Below are 13,564 nucleotides of genomic sequence, written 5' to 3'. Positions count from 1 at the left end.
TGGCGATCATGGCGGTTTCAACCCGGGTTGCCGAGGATGTATGACTCGGGCCTGGCATGAATCGGACTTTTGACGGAGTCTGCAACGAAGGAATAAATGGCCGCCGTCAGGATCGCCGCCAACCCCAGTTGGATGATGAGTGCCCTCCTGCTGATTTCTTGAATAGCCAATGCGCAATAAGCCAAACAATAGAGGGGTAGAAAGAATCGCGTCTCGATTGCGCCAGGGATGATGGCCATACAAGGTGCGAGCAAGGTCAAGGTGTATAGCATCCTGACGCTTACTGACTTCTGAGGTGACACAATAAAGATAGCCTTGCCCAACTGAGTGATGCCGAAGGTGACGATGATAAGAAAAAGGACCGAGCGTGGATTTTTTTCGTCAGATGGTCGCTTGGTATAGACTTCTCCATCCCGAGCATCAAGCGCTGAGGCGACATGGCGCAGATAGATTTCAGCGAACGTGATTGGGTGGTCCGCTATCATCGCCAGTATCTTCGTGAAAGACTGGTTGGCGACAAATCCGCCATTATTCTGCAGTACCGCCGCGCCGCGTTTGTTGGCGTAGAAGGTCGGGGTTGCCTGTCCAGTGTTTGGGTCAATGTAGGTCTCATACCTGTCAACGACCATGCCCCAAGTCAGCTGCCTGGCAAAAAGTGATGCGCCGCGGACATCGGTCACTACAAGCGGCGATATTGTGGCGTGGTGTGTGTAGTTGATTGCCATCTGCGGCAAGGCGCCTACCAGTGAGCCCGCTAAAAAAGTTGTGAGCGCAAAAGCCCTGCGTCGAATGTCCTTGGCAAAAAGAGTTGTGGCAAGGATGGCGAGGGCAATGAATGAAAAAAGATAGATGGTTCTGATGTTGTATGTCAAATAGCAGATCACCCCCGCGGCGAACAAGCCGTAGAACGACTTTGACCTGATCGAATTTACCGTGATGCACAGGGCTAATACCATCAGTCCAAGTGATGGCGCATCGCTCAGAGGATAGGAAATCAACCCTGGGAATACTGATGCAATCAGGATCGATGGGATAAGCCTTCTTGCTGTAGAGAGCTTTCCACCAAATATCGACCTGTACAGATTCGGAAGCAATATGGAAAATGCGTAGGCATATCCGATCGATTGCCCTATTTTTAGGAATAGTAGCCCTGCGGGCTCCGAGTGATCGAAGACAAGCCTGAAAGGGGTCAGCAAGAGCGGGTAAGCGTAGCCCCTGATCGTTTGCGGAAAGGTGCCCTCGATGATGGCTGAGCTTATTGCCCAGTAAGCGCCAGCATCGCCCGTGAAGTCCCTGGCATCACTGATTAGTTGAACTGTGAGAAAGATCGCTGCAGCAACAATGAATGGAAGTGCGCTTGCGTCATTGCGCGTTACCTCTTGTGCATGCGCTGATGTTGTGTCGAATCTGGTCATCGCTTTTTGCTTGTGTCCTTGATGGTGATGTCATGCAACGGCTTTCGGCCGTGCGTGTCGCTTTAGCGTCTCTTACTGATGATGCATGCGTGCTCAGTCCCGCGGCCGTACCCGATGCGAGCCGCGCGCCATCAGGCGCAAGGCCAGCGCGTGCGGCAACAGCCGCAATGCCGCATTGACCAGGCGATAGCGCCAGCCCGGCACCGCCAGCACCTGCCCACGCTCCAGCGCGGCAATGCCGTACTCGGCCACCGCATCGGCCTGCAGCCAGGCCCAGCGGGGCAGGGTGGACATCGCTGCACGGGTGCCGGTGACGTCGTGGAATTCCGACCATGCAAAGCCCGGGCACAGCGCGCAGACCTTTACCGCGCAGTCGGCATTTTCCAGCGCCAGCGATTCGCTGAAGCGCAGTAGGAAGCTCTTGCTGGCCGCATACAGGGTCTGCCCATCGGCACTGGGCGTGAGCGCGGCGAACGAGGCCACGTTGAGGATGCGCCCCTGGCCGCTGGCGCGAATCATCGGCAGCAACCGCCAGGTGAGTTCGCACACCGCGCCGATCATCACCTGCAGGAAGCGCGCATGCGTGGCCCAATCGTTGCGCAGATACCGGCCCGGCACGCCGTAGCCGGCATTGTTGACCAGGGTGCCCACCGTCCAGCCCGCGCGCTGGATCTGCGCAACCAGCATCTGCGCCGCGTCCGGGTCGGCCAGGTCGGCCGGCAGGATTTCCACGCGTACCCGCGTGCCCAGCTCGGCGGCCAGCGCCTGCAGCCGGTCCACCCGTCGCGCGGTCAGGATCAACGGTACGCCCCGTCTGGCATACGCCCGTGCGATCTCGCGGCCGATGCCGCTGGAGGCGCCGGTGATCAGCGCGAAGACAGGCGAATCGGACATGGCGGATTCCTGTTGAGGGAGGCATAGGACAGTTGCAGGACACAAGTGTGCCGGTTGCCGACAGGGCATGGGCTATTCTGTCGCCCGTCTTCAACTCAGGAACCTGCGCCTGATGCGTCGCAAAATCGTTGCTGGAAACTGGAAGCTGCATGGCAGCCGCGCCTTCGCCACCGACCTGGTGGCCAAGGTCGCCGCGCACATGCCCCTGGAGGGTGTCGATGTCGTCATCCTGCCGCCACTGCCTTACCTCGGCGACCTGATCGAGGATTTCGAGGCCAACCACCTGTCCTTCGGAGCCCAGGACGTCAGCAGTAACGAGAAGGGCGCCTACACTGGCGAGGTCTCGGCCACGATGCTGGTGGATGTCGGCGCCGAGTACGGCCTGGTCGGCCATTCCGAGCGCCGCCAGTACCACCAGGAGAGCAGCGAGCTGGTGGCGCGCAAGTTCGCCGCCGCCATCCATGCCGGGTTGATCCCGGTGCTGTGCGTGGGCGAATCGCTGGAACAGCGTGAAGCCGGTCAGACCGAGGCAATCCTACGTGCCCAGCTCGAGCCGGTGATCGCCCTGGTCGGTAGCCAGGGCTTCGAACGGGCCGTGCTCGCGTACGAGCCGATCTGGGCGATCGGCACCGGGCGCACCGCAAGTCCCGCCCAGGCCCAGGCCGTGCACGCCTTCCTGCGTGGCGAAGTCGCGAAGGCGGATGCTAGAATCGCCGATTCCCTGCCCATCCTGTACGGGGGCAGTGTCAAGCCCGACAATGCGGCCGAGCTGTTCGCGCAGCCCGACGTCGATGGCGGGCTGGTCGGTGGCGCATCATTGGTTGCCGAAGACTTCCTGGCCATCGCGCGTGCGGCGGCCGCTCGTTAACCCATTAAGTTTTGTCCGGGGACGGATTTCGAAATGCTGATGTTGATCCTCAATGTGGTCTACGTACTGGTCGCGCTGGCGATGATTGCGCTGATCCTGATGCAGCGCGGTGCCGGTGCTGCGGCCGGGTCGGGTTTCGGCGCGGGTGCGTCGGGTACGGTGTTCGGGTCGCAGGGTGCGTCGAACTTCCTGTCCAAGTCGACCAAGTGGCTGGCCGTGGTGTTCTTCAGCATCAGTCTGTTCATGGCCTGGTACGCCACCCATGGCGCCCGTCCCACCGACCAGAACCTGGGCGTGATGTCGCAGGCGGCAACCCCCGCACCGGCCGCCGCTGCTGGTGAGCTGGCCCAGCCGCTGCCGCAGGCGCCCGCCAGCGGTGCAGTGCCGACCGCTCCGTCGCAGCCCGCGCCCGTCGCGGCACCGGCCGCAACGCCGGCCCAGCCAGCGGCCACGCAGCCGGCGCCTGCGGCAAGCGAAGAAAACGCTTCAGAACCAGCACAAAAACGCTGAAGCCGGTTACAATACGCTGCGCACTGGGATGCCCAGCGGCGCAACGTATGCCCAGGTGGCGGAATTGGTAGACGCACTACCTTGAGGTGGTAGCGACTTAGGTCGTAGGGGTTCGAGTCCCCTCTTGGGCACCATTGTTTGGCTGCAGTTCCTGCGCATTGCGGTTTGCCGCGCGCGGGGCCTGCCTATACCCCATGCCGGCACGCGGCGCGTGCGGGCAGAGGCAAGAGAGAATCGCTGTGCTGGCCGAATATTTGCCGAGTCTGCTGTTTCTGATCGTCGCCACCGGTATCGGCATCGTGCTGATGTTGGTCGGTCGATTCCTCGGTCCGCGTAGCCCGGACCCGCGCAAGCTCTCGCCGTACGAGTGTGGCTTCGAGGCATTCGAAGACGCGCGCATGAAGTTCGATGTGCGCTACTACCTCATTGCGATCCAGTTCATCGTGTTCGACCTGGAAATCATCTTCATCGTGCCGTGGACGCAGGTGTTCATGGAGATCGGCGCACGCTCGCTGGTCACCATGGGGCTGTTCGTCGGCATGTTGTTCCTCGGCTTTATCTACGTGTGGAAGAAGGGAGCGCTGGAATGGGAGTGATTCAGACCCTGGATCGTCTGATGACCAACCCGATGCCGGAAGGCCGGGTGGAAGACATCCTGCGCCCGGAAGGCGAAAACCCGCTGCTGGAAAAGGGCTACGTGACCACCAGTGTCGACGCGCTGCTGAACTGGGCACGCACCGGCTCGATGTGGCCGATGACCTTTGGCCTGGCGTGCTGCGCGGTCGAGATGATGCATGCCGGCGCCGCGCGTCTGGACCTCGACCGCTACGGCGTGGTGTTCCGCCCGTCGCCGCGCCAGTCCGACGTGATGATCGTGGCCGGCACGCTGGTCAACAAGATGGCCCCGGCGCTGCGCAAGGTCTACGACCAGATGCCGGATCCGAAGTGGGTCATCTCGATGGGCAGCTGCGCCAATGGCGGCGGCTACTATCACTATTCGTATTCGGTGGTGCGCGGTTGCGACCGCATCGTGCCGGTGGACATCTATGTCCCGGGCTGCCCGCCGACCGCCGAGGCGCTGGTCTACGGCATCCTGCAGCTGCAGAAGAAGATCTGGCGAACCCAGACGATCGCACGCTGACACCCGTCTTCTCCTACCGAGAGCAGCCAAGCCCCCATGGCAGAGCAAGCATCTTCCTTCACTGACCGACTTGCGGCACGTTTCGCTGGTGCGCAGATCGCCGTGGCCCTGCCGCGCGGCGAAGTGACGCTGGAAGTCGCTGCCGCCGATTGGCACGCCACCTGTCTTGCGCTGCGCGACGAGCTTGGTTTCGAACAGCTCAGCGACCTGTGCGGCGTCGATTACCTGGGTTATGGCAGTGCCGAGTGGGACACCGCCGACGTGTCCTCGCAGGGCTTCAGCCGCGGCGTCGAAGGCAAGGCGGTCGGCCGTTTTGCCTGGGGTGAGTTCCCCAGCCAGGAAAGCTCCGACGGCGCGCAGCCGCAGCAGCTGCCCAAGCAGCGCTTCGCGGTGGTCGCGCAGCTGATTTCCTACCAGCACAACCAACGTCTGCGCGTGCGTTGCTACGCACCGGACGAGCAGGTGCCGGTGGTGGCGTCGGTGACCGACATCTGGCCGGGCGTGAACTGGTTCGAGCGCGAAGCCTTCGACCTGTTCGGCATCGTGTTCGATGGTCACCCGGACCTGCGCCGCATCCTGACCGACTATGGATTCGTCGGCCATCCGTTCCGCAAGGATTTCCCGCTGATCGGCAACGTCGAAGTGCGTTACGACGAAGAGCGCAAGCGCGTGGTGTACGAGCCGGTGACCTCGGTCGAGCCACGCGTCGGCGTGCCGCGCGTGATCCGCGACGACGCCCGTTATGAGACTGCCGCCGGTGAAGTGGGCAAGTCGGAGACTGCCAAGTGAGTGAGTTCCGCCAGGCAACCGATGCCTTCGCGAGCAATCCTGTCGAAAGCAAGCAGGAAATCCGCAATTACACGATGAACTTCGGCCCGCAGCATCCTGCGGCGCACGGTGTGTTGCGCCTGATCCTGGAAATGGACGGCGAAACCGTGGTGCGTGCCGATCCGCATATCGGCCTGCTGCACCGTGGCACCGAGAAGCTGGCCGAGTCAAAGCCGTTCAACCAGTCGGTGCCATACATGGACCGTCTGGACTACGTGTCGATGATGTGCAACGAGCACGCCTATGTGCGCGCGATCGAGTCCCTGATGGGAATCGAAGCGCCCGAGCGTGCGCAGTACATCCGCACCATGTTCGACGAGATCACCCGCATCAAGAACCACCTGATGTGGGTCGGTTCCAACGCACTCGATCTGGGCGCGATGGCGGTGATGCTGTACGCATTCCGCGAGCGCGAAGAATTGATGGACGTGTACGAGGCGGTCAGCGGCGCGCGCATGCACGCGGCTTATTACCGCCCGGGTGGCGTCTACCGCGATCTGCCCGATCGCATGCCGCAGTACAAGGAATCGCGCTGGCACAAGGGCGGGGCGCTGAAGAAGCGCAACGCCGGTCGCGAAGGCAGCATGCTGGACTTCCTCGAGGAGTTCACCAACACCTTCCCGTCGCGTGTGGACGAATACGAAACCCTGCTGACCGACAACCGCATCTGGAAGCAGCGCACCGTGGATGTGGGCATCATCAGCCCGGATCTGGCGCGTGCCTGGGGCATGACCGGTCCGATGCTGCGTGGTTCGGGTATCGAATGGGATCTGCGCAAGAAGCAGCCATACGCCAAGTACGACGCAGTGGAGTTCGATGTCCCGGTCGGCACCAACGGCGACTGCTACGACCGCTATCTGGTCCGCGTGGCCGAGATGCGCGAGTCCAACCGCATCATCAAGCAGTGCGTGAAGTGGCTCAAGGCCAACCCCGGCCCGGTCATGGTGCCCAATTTCAAGGTCGCTCCGCCCAGCCGCGAAGGCATGAAGGACGACATGGAAGCGCTGATCCATCACTTCAAGCTGTTCAGTGAAGGCTATTGCGTGCCGGCCGGCGAAACCTATAGCGCGGTCGAAGCGCCCAAGGGCGAGTTCGGCTGCTACCTGATGTCCGATGGCGCCAACAAGCCGTTCCGCGTGCATCTGCGCGCGCCGGGCTTTGCGCATCTGTCGTCGATGGACGCGGTGGTGCGTGGCTATCTGCTGGCCGACGTCGTGGCGATGATCGGTACTTACGATTTGGTTTTCGGTGAGGTTGACCGATGAAGGCGACGGGTAATTTCGAAGCGGCGCGCGACGTCGATCCGCAGGTGGTGCTGAGCGACAAGACGCGCGCGCACATCGATCATTGGCTGAGCAAGTTCCCGCCCGACCGCAAGCGGTCGGCCGTGTTGCAGGGCCTGCACGCTGCGCAGGAACAGAACCAGGGCTGGCTGACCGACGAGTTGATCGTCGGCGTGGCCAAGTACCTGGAACTGCCGCCGGTGTGGGCCTACGAGGTCGCCAGCTTCTACTCGATGTTCGAGACCGAAAAGGTCGGCCGCCACAATGTGGCGTTCTGCACCAACATCAGCTGCTGGCTCAACGGCGCCGAAGATCTGCTGGCGCACGCGGAAAAGAAGCTGGGTTGCAAGCTGGGTCAGTCGACGGCCGATGGCCGCGTCTACCTCAAGCGCGAAGAAGAGTGCCTGGCGGCCTGCTCCGCAGCGCCGATGATGGTCATCAACGGCCATTACCACGAGCACCTGACGAAAGAGAAGGTCGACGCGCTGCTGGACGGGCTGGAATAAGACATGGCACATCATCACGCACCTACAGGTCCGGTCGGTCCGGCGCCGTTGCCGCATCAGGTCGTCTACACGACCCTGCACTACGACACCCCGTGGTCGTACGAGAGCTACCTCAAGACCGGTGGCTACGCCGCGCTGCGCAAGATCCTGGAAGAAAAGATTCCGCCGGCCGACGTCATCGAGATGGTCAAGGCGTCGAACCTGCGCGGCCGCGGCGGCGCGGGCTTCCCGACCGGGTTGAAGTGGTCGTTCATGCCCAAGGGCACGATGCAGAAGTACATCCTGTGCAACTCGGACGAATCCGAGCCGGGCACCTGCAAGGACCGCGACATCCTGCGTTACAACCCGCACTCGGTGGTGGAGGGCATGGCGATCGCCTGCTACGCCACCGGTTCGACCGTGGGCTACAACTACCTGCGTGGCGAGTTCCACCATGAGCCGTTCGAGCACTTCGAGCTGGCGCTGGCCGATGCCTACGCCAATGGCTGGTTGGGCAAGAACATCCTCGGCAGCGGCGTGGATATCGATATCTACGGTGCGCTGGGCGCCGGCGCCTACATCTGCGGCGAAGAAACCGCATTGATGGAATCGCTGGAAGGCAAGAAAGGCCAGCCACGCTACAAGCCGCCGTTCCCGGCCAATTTCGGCCTGTACGGCAAGCCGACCACCATCAACAACACCGAGACCTATGCGTCGGTGCCGGCGATCATTCGCAACGGCCCGGAGTGGTTCCTCGGCCTGAGCAAGACCAAGAACGGCGGCCCGAAGATCTTCTCGGTGTCCGGCTGCGTGCAGAAGGGCGGCAACTTCGAAGTGCCGCTCGGCACCACCTTCGACGAACTGCTGGAAATGGCCGGTGGTCTGCGCCCGGGTCGCACCCTCAAGGGCGTGGTGCCCGGCGGTGTGTCGATGCCGGTGCTGAAGGCCGACCAGGTCGCTGGCCTGCCGATGGATTACGACACCTTGCGTGCGCTGGGCACCGGCTTGGGTTCGGGCGCCATCGTGGTGCTGGACGATAGCGTCTGCTGCGTGCGTTTCGCCTGCCGCATCTCGCAGTTCTTCCACAAGGAATCCTGCGGCCAGTGCACCCCGTGCCGCGAAGGTACCGGCTGGATGCACCGCGTGCTGGAGCGCATCGTTGCCGGCAAGGCCACGATGGAAGACCTGCATCAGCTGCGCACCGTCGCCGGCCAGATCGAAGGCCACACCATCTGCGCGTTCGGTGAAGCGGCGGCGTGGCCGATCCAAGGCTTCCTGCGCCAGTTCTGGGACGAGTTCGAGTACTACATCGTCAACGGTCGTTCGATCGTCGACACGCAAGTCGGAGTGGCCGCATGAGCGCCCAACCAATGAACCCGAACGTGCCGCCGGATCACGTCACCGTCGAGATCGACGGCCAGAGCCTGGTCGTACCGAAGGGCTCGATGATCATCCAGGCCGCCGACAAGGCCGGCATTCCGATCCCGCGCTTCTGTTACCACGAAAAGCTGCCGATCGCTGCCAACTGCCGCATGTGCCTGGTCGATGTCGAAAAGTCTCCCAAGCCGTCTCCTGCCTGCGCAACGCCGGTGATGGATGGCATGAAGGTCACCACGCGTAGCGAAAAGGCGCTGAAGTACCAGCGCAGCGTGATGGAATTCCTGCTGATCAATCACCCGCTGGATTGCCCGATCTGCGATCAGGGCGGCGAGTGCGAGCTGCAGGACGTCTCGCTCGGCTACGGTCGCTCGGTGAGCCGCTTCAACGAGCGCAAGCGCGTGGTGCCGGACGAGGATATCGGGCCGCTGGTCGCCACCGAGATGACCCGCTGCATCCAGTGCACCCGCTGCGTGCGTTTCACTGCAGACATTGCCGGTACCTACGAGCTGGGCGGCATGTATCGCGGCGAGAACCTGCAGATCGGCACCTACGACGGCAAGCCGCTGACCACCGAAATTTCCGGCAACGTCATCGACGTGTGCCCGGTGGGCGCGCTGACCAACAAGGTGTTCCAGTTCCGTGCGCGTCCATGGGAACTGATGGCGCGCGAATCGCTGGGTTACCACGATGCGATGGGCTCGAACCTGTTCCTGCATGTGCGTCGCGGCGAAGTGCTGCGCGCCGTGCCGCGCGAGAACGAGGCGGTCAACGAATGCTGGCTGTCCGATCGCGATCGTTACTCGCATCAAGGGTTGTATTCGGAAGACCGTGCGGTCAAGCCGCTGAAGAAGATCAACGGGCAGTGGACCGAGGTGAGCTGGGCCGAAGGTCTGGCTGCCGCGACCCAGATCCTGCGCGACAACGCCGGCGATCAGCTGGGCATGCTGGTGCATCCGTCCACCTCGAACGAGGAGGGCGCATTGCTTGCCCGTCTGGCCGAAGGGCTGGGCAGCGGCAATCTGGATCACCGTCTGCTGAACCGCGACTTCTCCGACGCGGCGGTGGCCGAGCCGTTTGCAACGCCGCTGGCCGAGATCGAGCAGGCCGACGTAGTCGTGTTGTTCGGCAGCAATGTGCGGCATGAGCTGCCATTGCTGCATGCACGCCTGCGCAAGGCGCATATCCAGAACCGCACGCAGATCCATTCGGTCAATCCGGTCGATTTCGATTTCGCCTTCACCCAGGCCAGCCGCACCGTGGTCGCGCCGTCGCAGCTGGCAGCTGCGCTCGACGACGCCACCCTGCGTGACGCCGTCAAGGGTGCGACACGCGCGGTGATCGTGGTCGGCGCATTGGCCGAAAATCATCCGCAGGCTGCGGCGCTGCGTGCAGCTGCACGTGAATTCGCTACTGCAACCGGCGCCTCGCTGTGCCGCATCCCGCAGGGTGCCAACGCCGTGGGCCTGGTGTCGCAAGGAGTGCTGCCGACCGCACGCGATGTGGCCGGCATGCTGGCGCAACCGCGTCAGGCCTACGTGTTGTACGGCATCGAGCCGGGCCTGGATTTTGCCGACGCCGCCGCTGCCCGCAGCGCGCTGGCCGGTGCCAAGGTCGTTGCCTTCAGTCAGTTCGCCTGTGCGTCCACGCGCGATGTGGCGGACGTGATTCTGCCGATCGGCGCATTGCCGGAAATCGATGCCTCGCTGACCAATCTCGACGGCCGCGTGCAGACCGCACGTGCCGCAGGCCGCCTGCCGGTCGAAGCGCGCGAGGGTTGGCGTGTACTGCGCGCGCTCGGCGGTGAGCTGGGCCTGGCCGGTTTCGAATTCATCGATCTGGTCGGCCTGCGTGCCGGCATGCAGAACCGCACGGTGAGCCCGGTCGCTTCGGCGCAGCCAGCTGTTTCCGGCACAGGTCTGGAAGTGGCGGCAACCGCGGCGATTTATCGCACCGATGCCGTCGTGCGCCGCGCTACCGCGTTGCAATCGCACCCGCTCAACATCGCCCCGTGCGTGGCGATGCATCCGGAACAGGCCGCGCAGTTGCAGGTCGGCGAAGGGCAGATGGTCAAGGTTGGTACCGACGCGGGCAAGGCGACGTTGCCGGTGGTGCTGGACAAGCGCGTTGCACCGGGCACGGTGTGGATTGAGTCCGGCCATGGCGCAACCGCGCCGCTCGGTGCCGGTCGCGTAACGGTGGTGGCTGCATGAACGAATTGCTGTTGAACGTGGTCGACCCCCTGCACCAGTGGTTTCTCGGGCTGGGCGACGGAGGCGTGGTGCTCTGGGCCGTGCTGAAGATCCTGCTGATTGCCGTGCCGGTGATCGTGGCGGTGGCCTTCTACGTGGTGTGGGAGCGCAAGCTGATCGGCTGGATGCATGTGCGCCACGGGCCCATGTACGTGGGCATGGGCATCTTCCAGGCCTTCGCCGACGTCTTCAAGCTGCTGTTCAAGGAAATCCTGCAGCCGGCCAGCTCGCACAAGGCGATGTTCGTCATCGCGCCGCTGCTGACGCTGGCGCCGGCGTTCGCCGCCTGGTCGGTGGTGCCGTTCGATGCGCAGCTGGTGTTGTCCAATGCCAACGTCGGCCTGCTGTATCTGCTGGCGATGACCTCGCTGGGCGTGTACGGCATCATCCTGGCGGGCTGGGCATCCAACTCCAAGTACGCCTTCCTGGGTGCGATGCGCTCGGCCGCGCAGGTGGTCAGCTACGAAATCGCGATGGGCTTTGCGCTGGTCGGCGTGATGATCGCCTCCGGCAGCGTCAACCTCAGCCAGATCGTGTTCGCGCAGGCAGGCAACTCCGGATTCCTCGATTGGTTCCTGATTCCGCTGTTCCCGTTGTTCATCGTGTACTGGGTGTCCGGCGTCGCCGAGACCAACCGCGCGCCGTTCGACGTGGTGGAAGGCGAATCGGAAATCGTCGCCGGCCACATGGTGGAATACTCAGGCGGCGCCTTCGCGCTGTTCTTCCTGGCCGAATACGCCAACATGATCCTGGTCAGCTTCCTGATCTCGATCTTCTTCCTCGGCGGTTGGTTGAGCCCGATCCAGGGCTGGGTCACTGCGGATGTCTCGCCGTGGATCGACTGGCTGTGGAAGGGCGGTTGGCCGTGGCTGCTGATGAAGGTGTTCTTCTTTGCCAGCGCCTACATCTGGTTCCGCGCCAGCTTCCCGCGCTACCGCTACGACCAGATCATGCGTCTGGGCTGGAAGGTGTTCATTCCGCTCACGATCGTGTGGATTGCAGTGACGGCATTGATGGTGTTTTACGGCGTGATCCAGAAGGGCGTGTAACCGATGAACAAGATCACCCATTATTTCAAGAGCCTGCTGCTGCTCGAATTGCTCGGCGGTTTGTGGCTGACGTTGAAATACACGTTCAAGCCCAAGTACACCGTGCTGTACCCGATGGAGAAGTTCCCGCAGTCGCCGCGTTTCCGTGGCTTGCACGCCCTGCGTCGTTACCCCAACGGCGAAGAGCGCTGCATCGCCTGCAAGCTGTGCGAAGCGGTCTGCCCGGCACTGGCGATCACCATCGACTCGGCCAAGCGCGAAGACGGCACCCGCCGCACCACGCGCTACGACATCGACCTGTTCAAGTGCATCTTCTGCGGCTTCTGCGAAGAAAGCTGCCCGGTGGACTCGATCGTCGAGACGCACATCCTCGAGTACCACTTCGAGAAGCGTGGCGAGAACATTGTCAACAAGCCGCAGTTGCTGGCGATCGGAGACCGGCTTGAAGCCGAGATCGCCGAGCGTCGCGCTGCCGATGCCGCCTTCCGTTGAGGTCATGATGGACTGGGTCTCTATTGCTTTCTACGCCTTCTCCGCCATCGCGGTCGTTTCCGCCGGCGCGGTGATCAGCGTGCGCAACCCGGTGTACGCCGTGTTGTGCCTGATCCTCACCTTCTTCTCGATGGCCTGCATCTGGTTGCTGGTGGGTGCCGAGTTCCTTGGCGTCACGCTGGTGCTGGTCTACGTCGGCGCGGTGATGGTGCTGTTCCTGTTCGTGGTGATGATGCTTGACATCGACACCAGTCGCCTGCGCGAGGGCTGGGTCAAGTACATGCCGGTCGGCGTCATCGTCGCCGTGGCGATGCTGGCGCAGATGGTCACCCTGATCGGCGTGAAGGCGCGCAGCACCACGCCGTTCCCGGCCGACAACGCGGCGGCGCAGGCCGCCGACAGTTCCAACCTGACCTGGCTGGCAAAGAGCCTGTACACCGAGTTCCTGCTGCCGTTCGAATTTGCGGCAGTGATCCTGACCGTGGCGGTGGTGGCGGCGGTGATGCTCACCCTGCGCAAGCGCACCGGCGTCAAGATGCAGAATGCATCCGAGCAATCGCGGGTCAAGGCTGGCGATCGCCTGCGCATGGTCAAAATGGCGGTTGAAACGCCGGTACAGGTCGCGCCGCAACCGGATGCGGTCGACGGACAGGAGGCAAAGTCTTGATTACCTTGGGCCACCTGCTTGGACTGGGCGCGGTGCTGTTCTGCATCTCCCTGGCCGGCATCTTCCTCAACCGCAAGAACGTCATCGTGTTGCTGATGTCGATCGAGTTGATGCTGCTGTCGGTCAACGTCAACTTCATTGCGTTTTCGCGCGAGCTTGGCGACACCGCCGGTCAGTTGTTCGTGTTCTTCATCCTGACCGTTGCCGCCGCGGAGGCCGCCATCGGTCTTGCGATCCTGGTGACTCTGTTCCGTACGCGCCGCACGATCAATGTGGCCGAAGTCGACACGTTGAAGGGCTGAC

General features: G+C 62.9%; 15 protein-coding genes and 1 tRNA gene. 14 read left to right on the top strand and 2 right to left on the bottom strand.

Features of this window, described 5'->3' with window-relative positions:
- Window positions 1-17: 17 nt before the first annotated feature.
- On the bottom strand, window positions 18-1,415 hold the full coding sequence (locus HG421_RS11015; RefSeq protein ID WP_248279370.1) for a hypothetical protein: 1,398 nt from the start codon (window positions 1,413-1,415) through the stop codon (window positions 18-20).
- 93 nt (window positions 1,416-1,508) lie between these two features.
- Entirely contained in the window at window positions 1,509-2,309 is an 801-nt protein-coding gene (locus tag HG421_RS11010) for an SDR family NAD(P)-dependent oxidoreductase (protein WP_169706402.1), read from the bottom strand.
- A gap of 112 nt (window positions 2,310-2,421) precedes the next feature.
- Here HG421_RS11010 and tpiA point away from each other — a divergent pair, with 112 nt between their 5' ends.
- The 14 genes from tpiA to nuoK all read left to right on the top strand — a co-directional run bounded on the left by tpiA (window position 2,422) and on the right by nuoK (window position 13,563).
- Window positions 2,422-3,177 (top strand): triose-phosphate isomerase, encoded by a 756-nt coding sequence (gene tpiA / locus HG421_RS11005; RefSeq protein ID WP_169708162.1) that lies wholly within the window; start codon window positions 2,422-2,424, stop codon window positions 3,175-3,177.
- A 33-nt stretch (window positions 3,178-3,210) separates the two neighbouring features.
- A complete protein-coding gene (gene secG, locus HG421_RS11000; RefSeq protein ID WP_169706401.1) occupies window positions 3,211-3,687 on the top strand; it encodes a preprotein translocase subunit SecG in 477 nt (158 codons plus the stop codon).
- Window positions 3,688-3,736: 49 nt separating this feature from the next.
- A tRNA-Leu gene (locus tag HG421_RS10995) sits at window positions 3,737-3,821 on the top strand.
- Between the two features lie 105 nt (window positions 3,822-3,926).
- Window positions 3,927-4,283: an NADH-quinone oxidoreductase subunit A gene (locus HG421_RS10990; RefSeq protein WP_003485539.1), complete on the top strand. Its 357-nt coding sequence runs from the start codon at window positions 3,927-3,929 to the stop codon at window positions 4,281-4,283.
- Window positions 4,274-4,828 carry a NuoB/complex I 20 kDa subunit family protein gene (locus tag HG421_RS10985; RefSeq protein WP_016944318.1) on the top strand — a complete coding sequence of 185 codons (555 nt, stop codon included), beginning with the start codon at window positions 4,274-4,276 and terminating at the stop codon, window positions 4,826-4,828. The genes HG421_RS10990 and HG421_RS10985 overlap by 10 nt, the downstream gene beginning before the upstream one ends.
- Window positions 4,829-4,864: 36 nt before the next feature.
- On the top strand, window positions 4,865-5,617 hold the full coding sequence (locus tag HG421_RS10980) for an NADH-quinone oxidoreductase subunit C (protein ID WP_169706400.1): 753 nt from the start codon (window positions 4,865-4,867) through the stop codon (window positions 5,615-5,617).
- On the top strand, window positions 5,614-6,921 hold the full coding sequence (locus tag HG421_RS10975; RefSeq protein ID WP_169706399.1) for an NADH-quinone oxidoreductase subunit D: 1,308 nt from the start codon (window positions 5,614-5,616) through the stop codon (window positions 6,919-6,921). Before HG421_RS10980 ends, HG421_RS10975 begins: the two co-directional genes overlap by 4 nt.
- A complete protein-coding gene (nuoE, locus tag HG421_RS10970) occupies window positions 6,918-7,445 on the top strand; it encodes an NADH-quinone oxidoreductase subunit NuoE (protein WP_011037655.1) in 528 nt (175 codons plus the stop codon). The genes HG421_RS10975 and nuoE overlap by 4 nt, the downstream gene beginning before the upstream one ends.
- Window positions 7,446-7,448: 3 nt before the next feature.
- Window positions 7,449-8,783, top strand: coding sequence for an NADH-quinone oxidoreductase subunit NuoF (nuoF, locus tag HG421_RS10965; RefSeq protein ID WP_169706398.1), 1,335 nt, complete (start codon window positions 7,449-7,451; stop codon window positions 8,781-8,783).
- Window positions 8,780-11,014, top strand: a complete 2,235-nt coding sequence (gene nuoG / locus HG421_RS10960) for an NADH-quinone oxidoreductase subunit NuoG (RefSeq protein WP_169706397.1) — start codon at window positions 8,780-8,782, stop codon at window positions 11,012-11,014. Before nuoF ends, nuoG begins: the two co-directional genes overlap by 4 nt.
- Window positions 11,011-12,102, top strand: a complete 1,092-nt coding sequence (nuoH, locus tag HG421_RS10955) for an NADH-quinone oxidoreductase subunit NuoH (RefSeq protein WP_169706396.1) — start codon at window positions 11,011-11,013, stop codon at window positions 12,100-12,102. Before nuoG ends, nuoH begins: the two co-directional genes overlap by 4 nt.
- Window positions 12,103-12,105: 3 nt before the next feature.
- Window positions 12,106-12,594: an NADH-quinone oxidoreductase subunit NuoI gene (nuoI, locus tag HG421_RS10950; RefSeq protein WP_014508211.1), complete on the top strand. Its 489-nt coding sequence runs from the start codon at window positions 12,106-12,108 to the stop codon at window positions 12,592-12,594.
- A 4-nt stretch (window positions 12,595-12,598) separates the two neighbouring features.
- Window positions 12,599-13,261, top strand: a complete 663-nt coding sequence (locus HG421_RS10945) for an NADH-quinone oxidoreductase subunit J (RefSeq protein ID WP_211161842.1) — start codon at window positions 12,599-12,601, stop codon at window positions 13,259-13,261.
- Window positions 13,258-13,563 (top strand): NADH-quinone oxidoreductase subunit NuoK, encoded by a 306-nt coding sequence (gene nuoK, locus HG421_RS10940; RefSeq protein WP_005914274.1) that lies wholly within the window; start codon window positions 13,258-13,260, stop codon window positions 13,561-13,563. The genes HG421_RS10945 and nuoK overlap by 4 nt, the downstream gene beginning before the upstream one ends.
- Window position 13,564: the final 1 nt, after the last annotated feature.

The organism is Xanthomonas campestris pv. badrii (assembly GCF_012848175.1).
Classification (GTDB): domain Bacteria; phylum Pseudomonadota; class Gammaproteobacteria; order Xanthomonadales; family Xanthomonadaceae; genus Xanthomonas; species Xanthomonas campestris_C.
This window is presented reverse-complemented; position numbering and strand designations above follow the sequence as displayed.

What these genes read in the sequence shown, in the direction of transcription:
- nuoG (WP_169706397.1), top strand. Translation starts at nt 8,780, where the DNA reads ATGAGCGCCCAACCAATGAACCCGAACGTGCCGCCGGATCACGTCACC.
- nuoH (WP_169706396.1), top strand. Translation starts at nt 11,011, where the DNA reads ATGAACGAATTGCTGTTGAACGTGGTCGACCCCCTGCACCAGTGGTTT.
- HG421_RS11010 (WP_169706402.1), bottom strand. Translation starts at nt 2,309, where the DNA reads ATGTCCGATTCGCCTGTCTTCGCGCTGATCACCGGCGCCTCCAGCGGC.
- HG421_RS10980 (WP_169706400.1), top strand. Translation starts at nt 4,865, where the DNA reads ATGGCAGAGCAAGCATCTTCCTTCACTGACCGACTTGCGGCACGTTTC.
- secG (WP_169706401.1), top strand. Translation starts at nt 3,211, where the DNA reads ATGCTGATGTTGATCCTCAATGTGGTCTACGTACTGGTCGCGCTGGCG.
- HG421_RS11015 (WP_248279370.1), bottom strand. Translation starts at nt 1,415, where the DNA reads ATGACCAGATTCGACACAACATCAGCGCATGCACAAGAGGTAACGCGC.
- nuoF (WP_169706398.1), top strand. Translation starts at nt 7,449, where the DNA reads ATGGCACATCATCACGCACCTACAGGTCCGGTCGGTCCGGCGCCGTTG.
- HG421_RS10945 (WP_211161842.1), top strand. Translation starts at nt 12,599, where the DNA reads ATGATGGACTGGGTCTCTATTGCTTTCTACGCCTTCTCCGCCATCGCG.
- HG421_RS10985 (WP_016944318.1), top strand. Translation starts at nt 4,274, where the DNA reads ATGGGAGTGATTCAGACCCTGGATCGTCTGATGACCAACCCGATGCCG.
- tpiA (WP_169708162.1), top strand. Translation starts at nt 2,422, where the DNA reads ATGCGTCGCAAAATCGTTGCTGGAAACTGGAAGCTGCATGGCAGCCGC.
- nuoE (WP_011037655.1), top strand. Translation starts at nt 6,918, where the DNA reads ATGAAGGCGACGGGTAATTTCGAAGCGGCGCGCGACGTCGATCCGCAG.
- nuoI (WP_014508211.1), top strand. Translation starts at nt 12,106, where the DNA reads ATGAACAAGATCACCCATTATTTCAAGAGCCTGCTGCTGCTCGAATTG.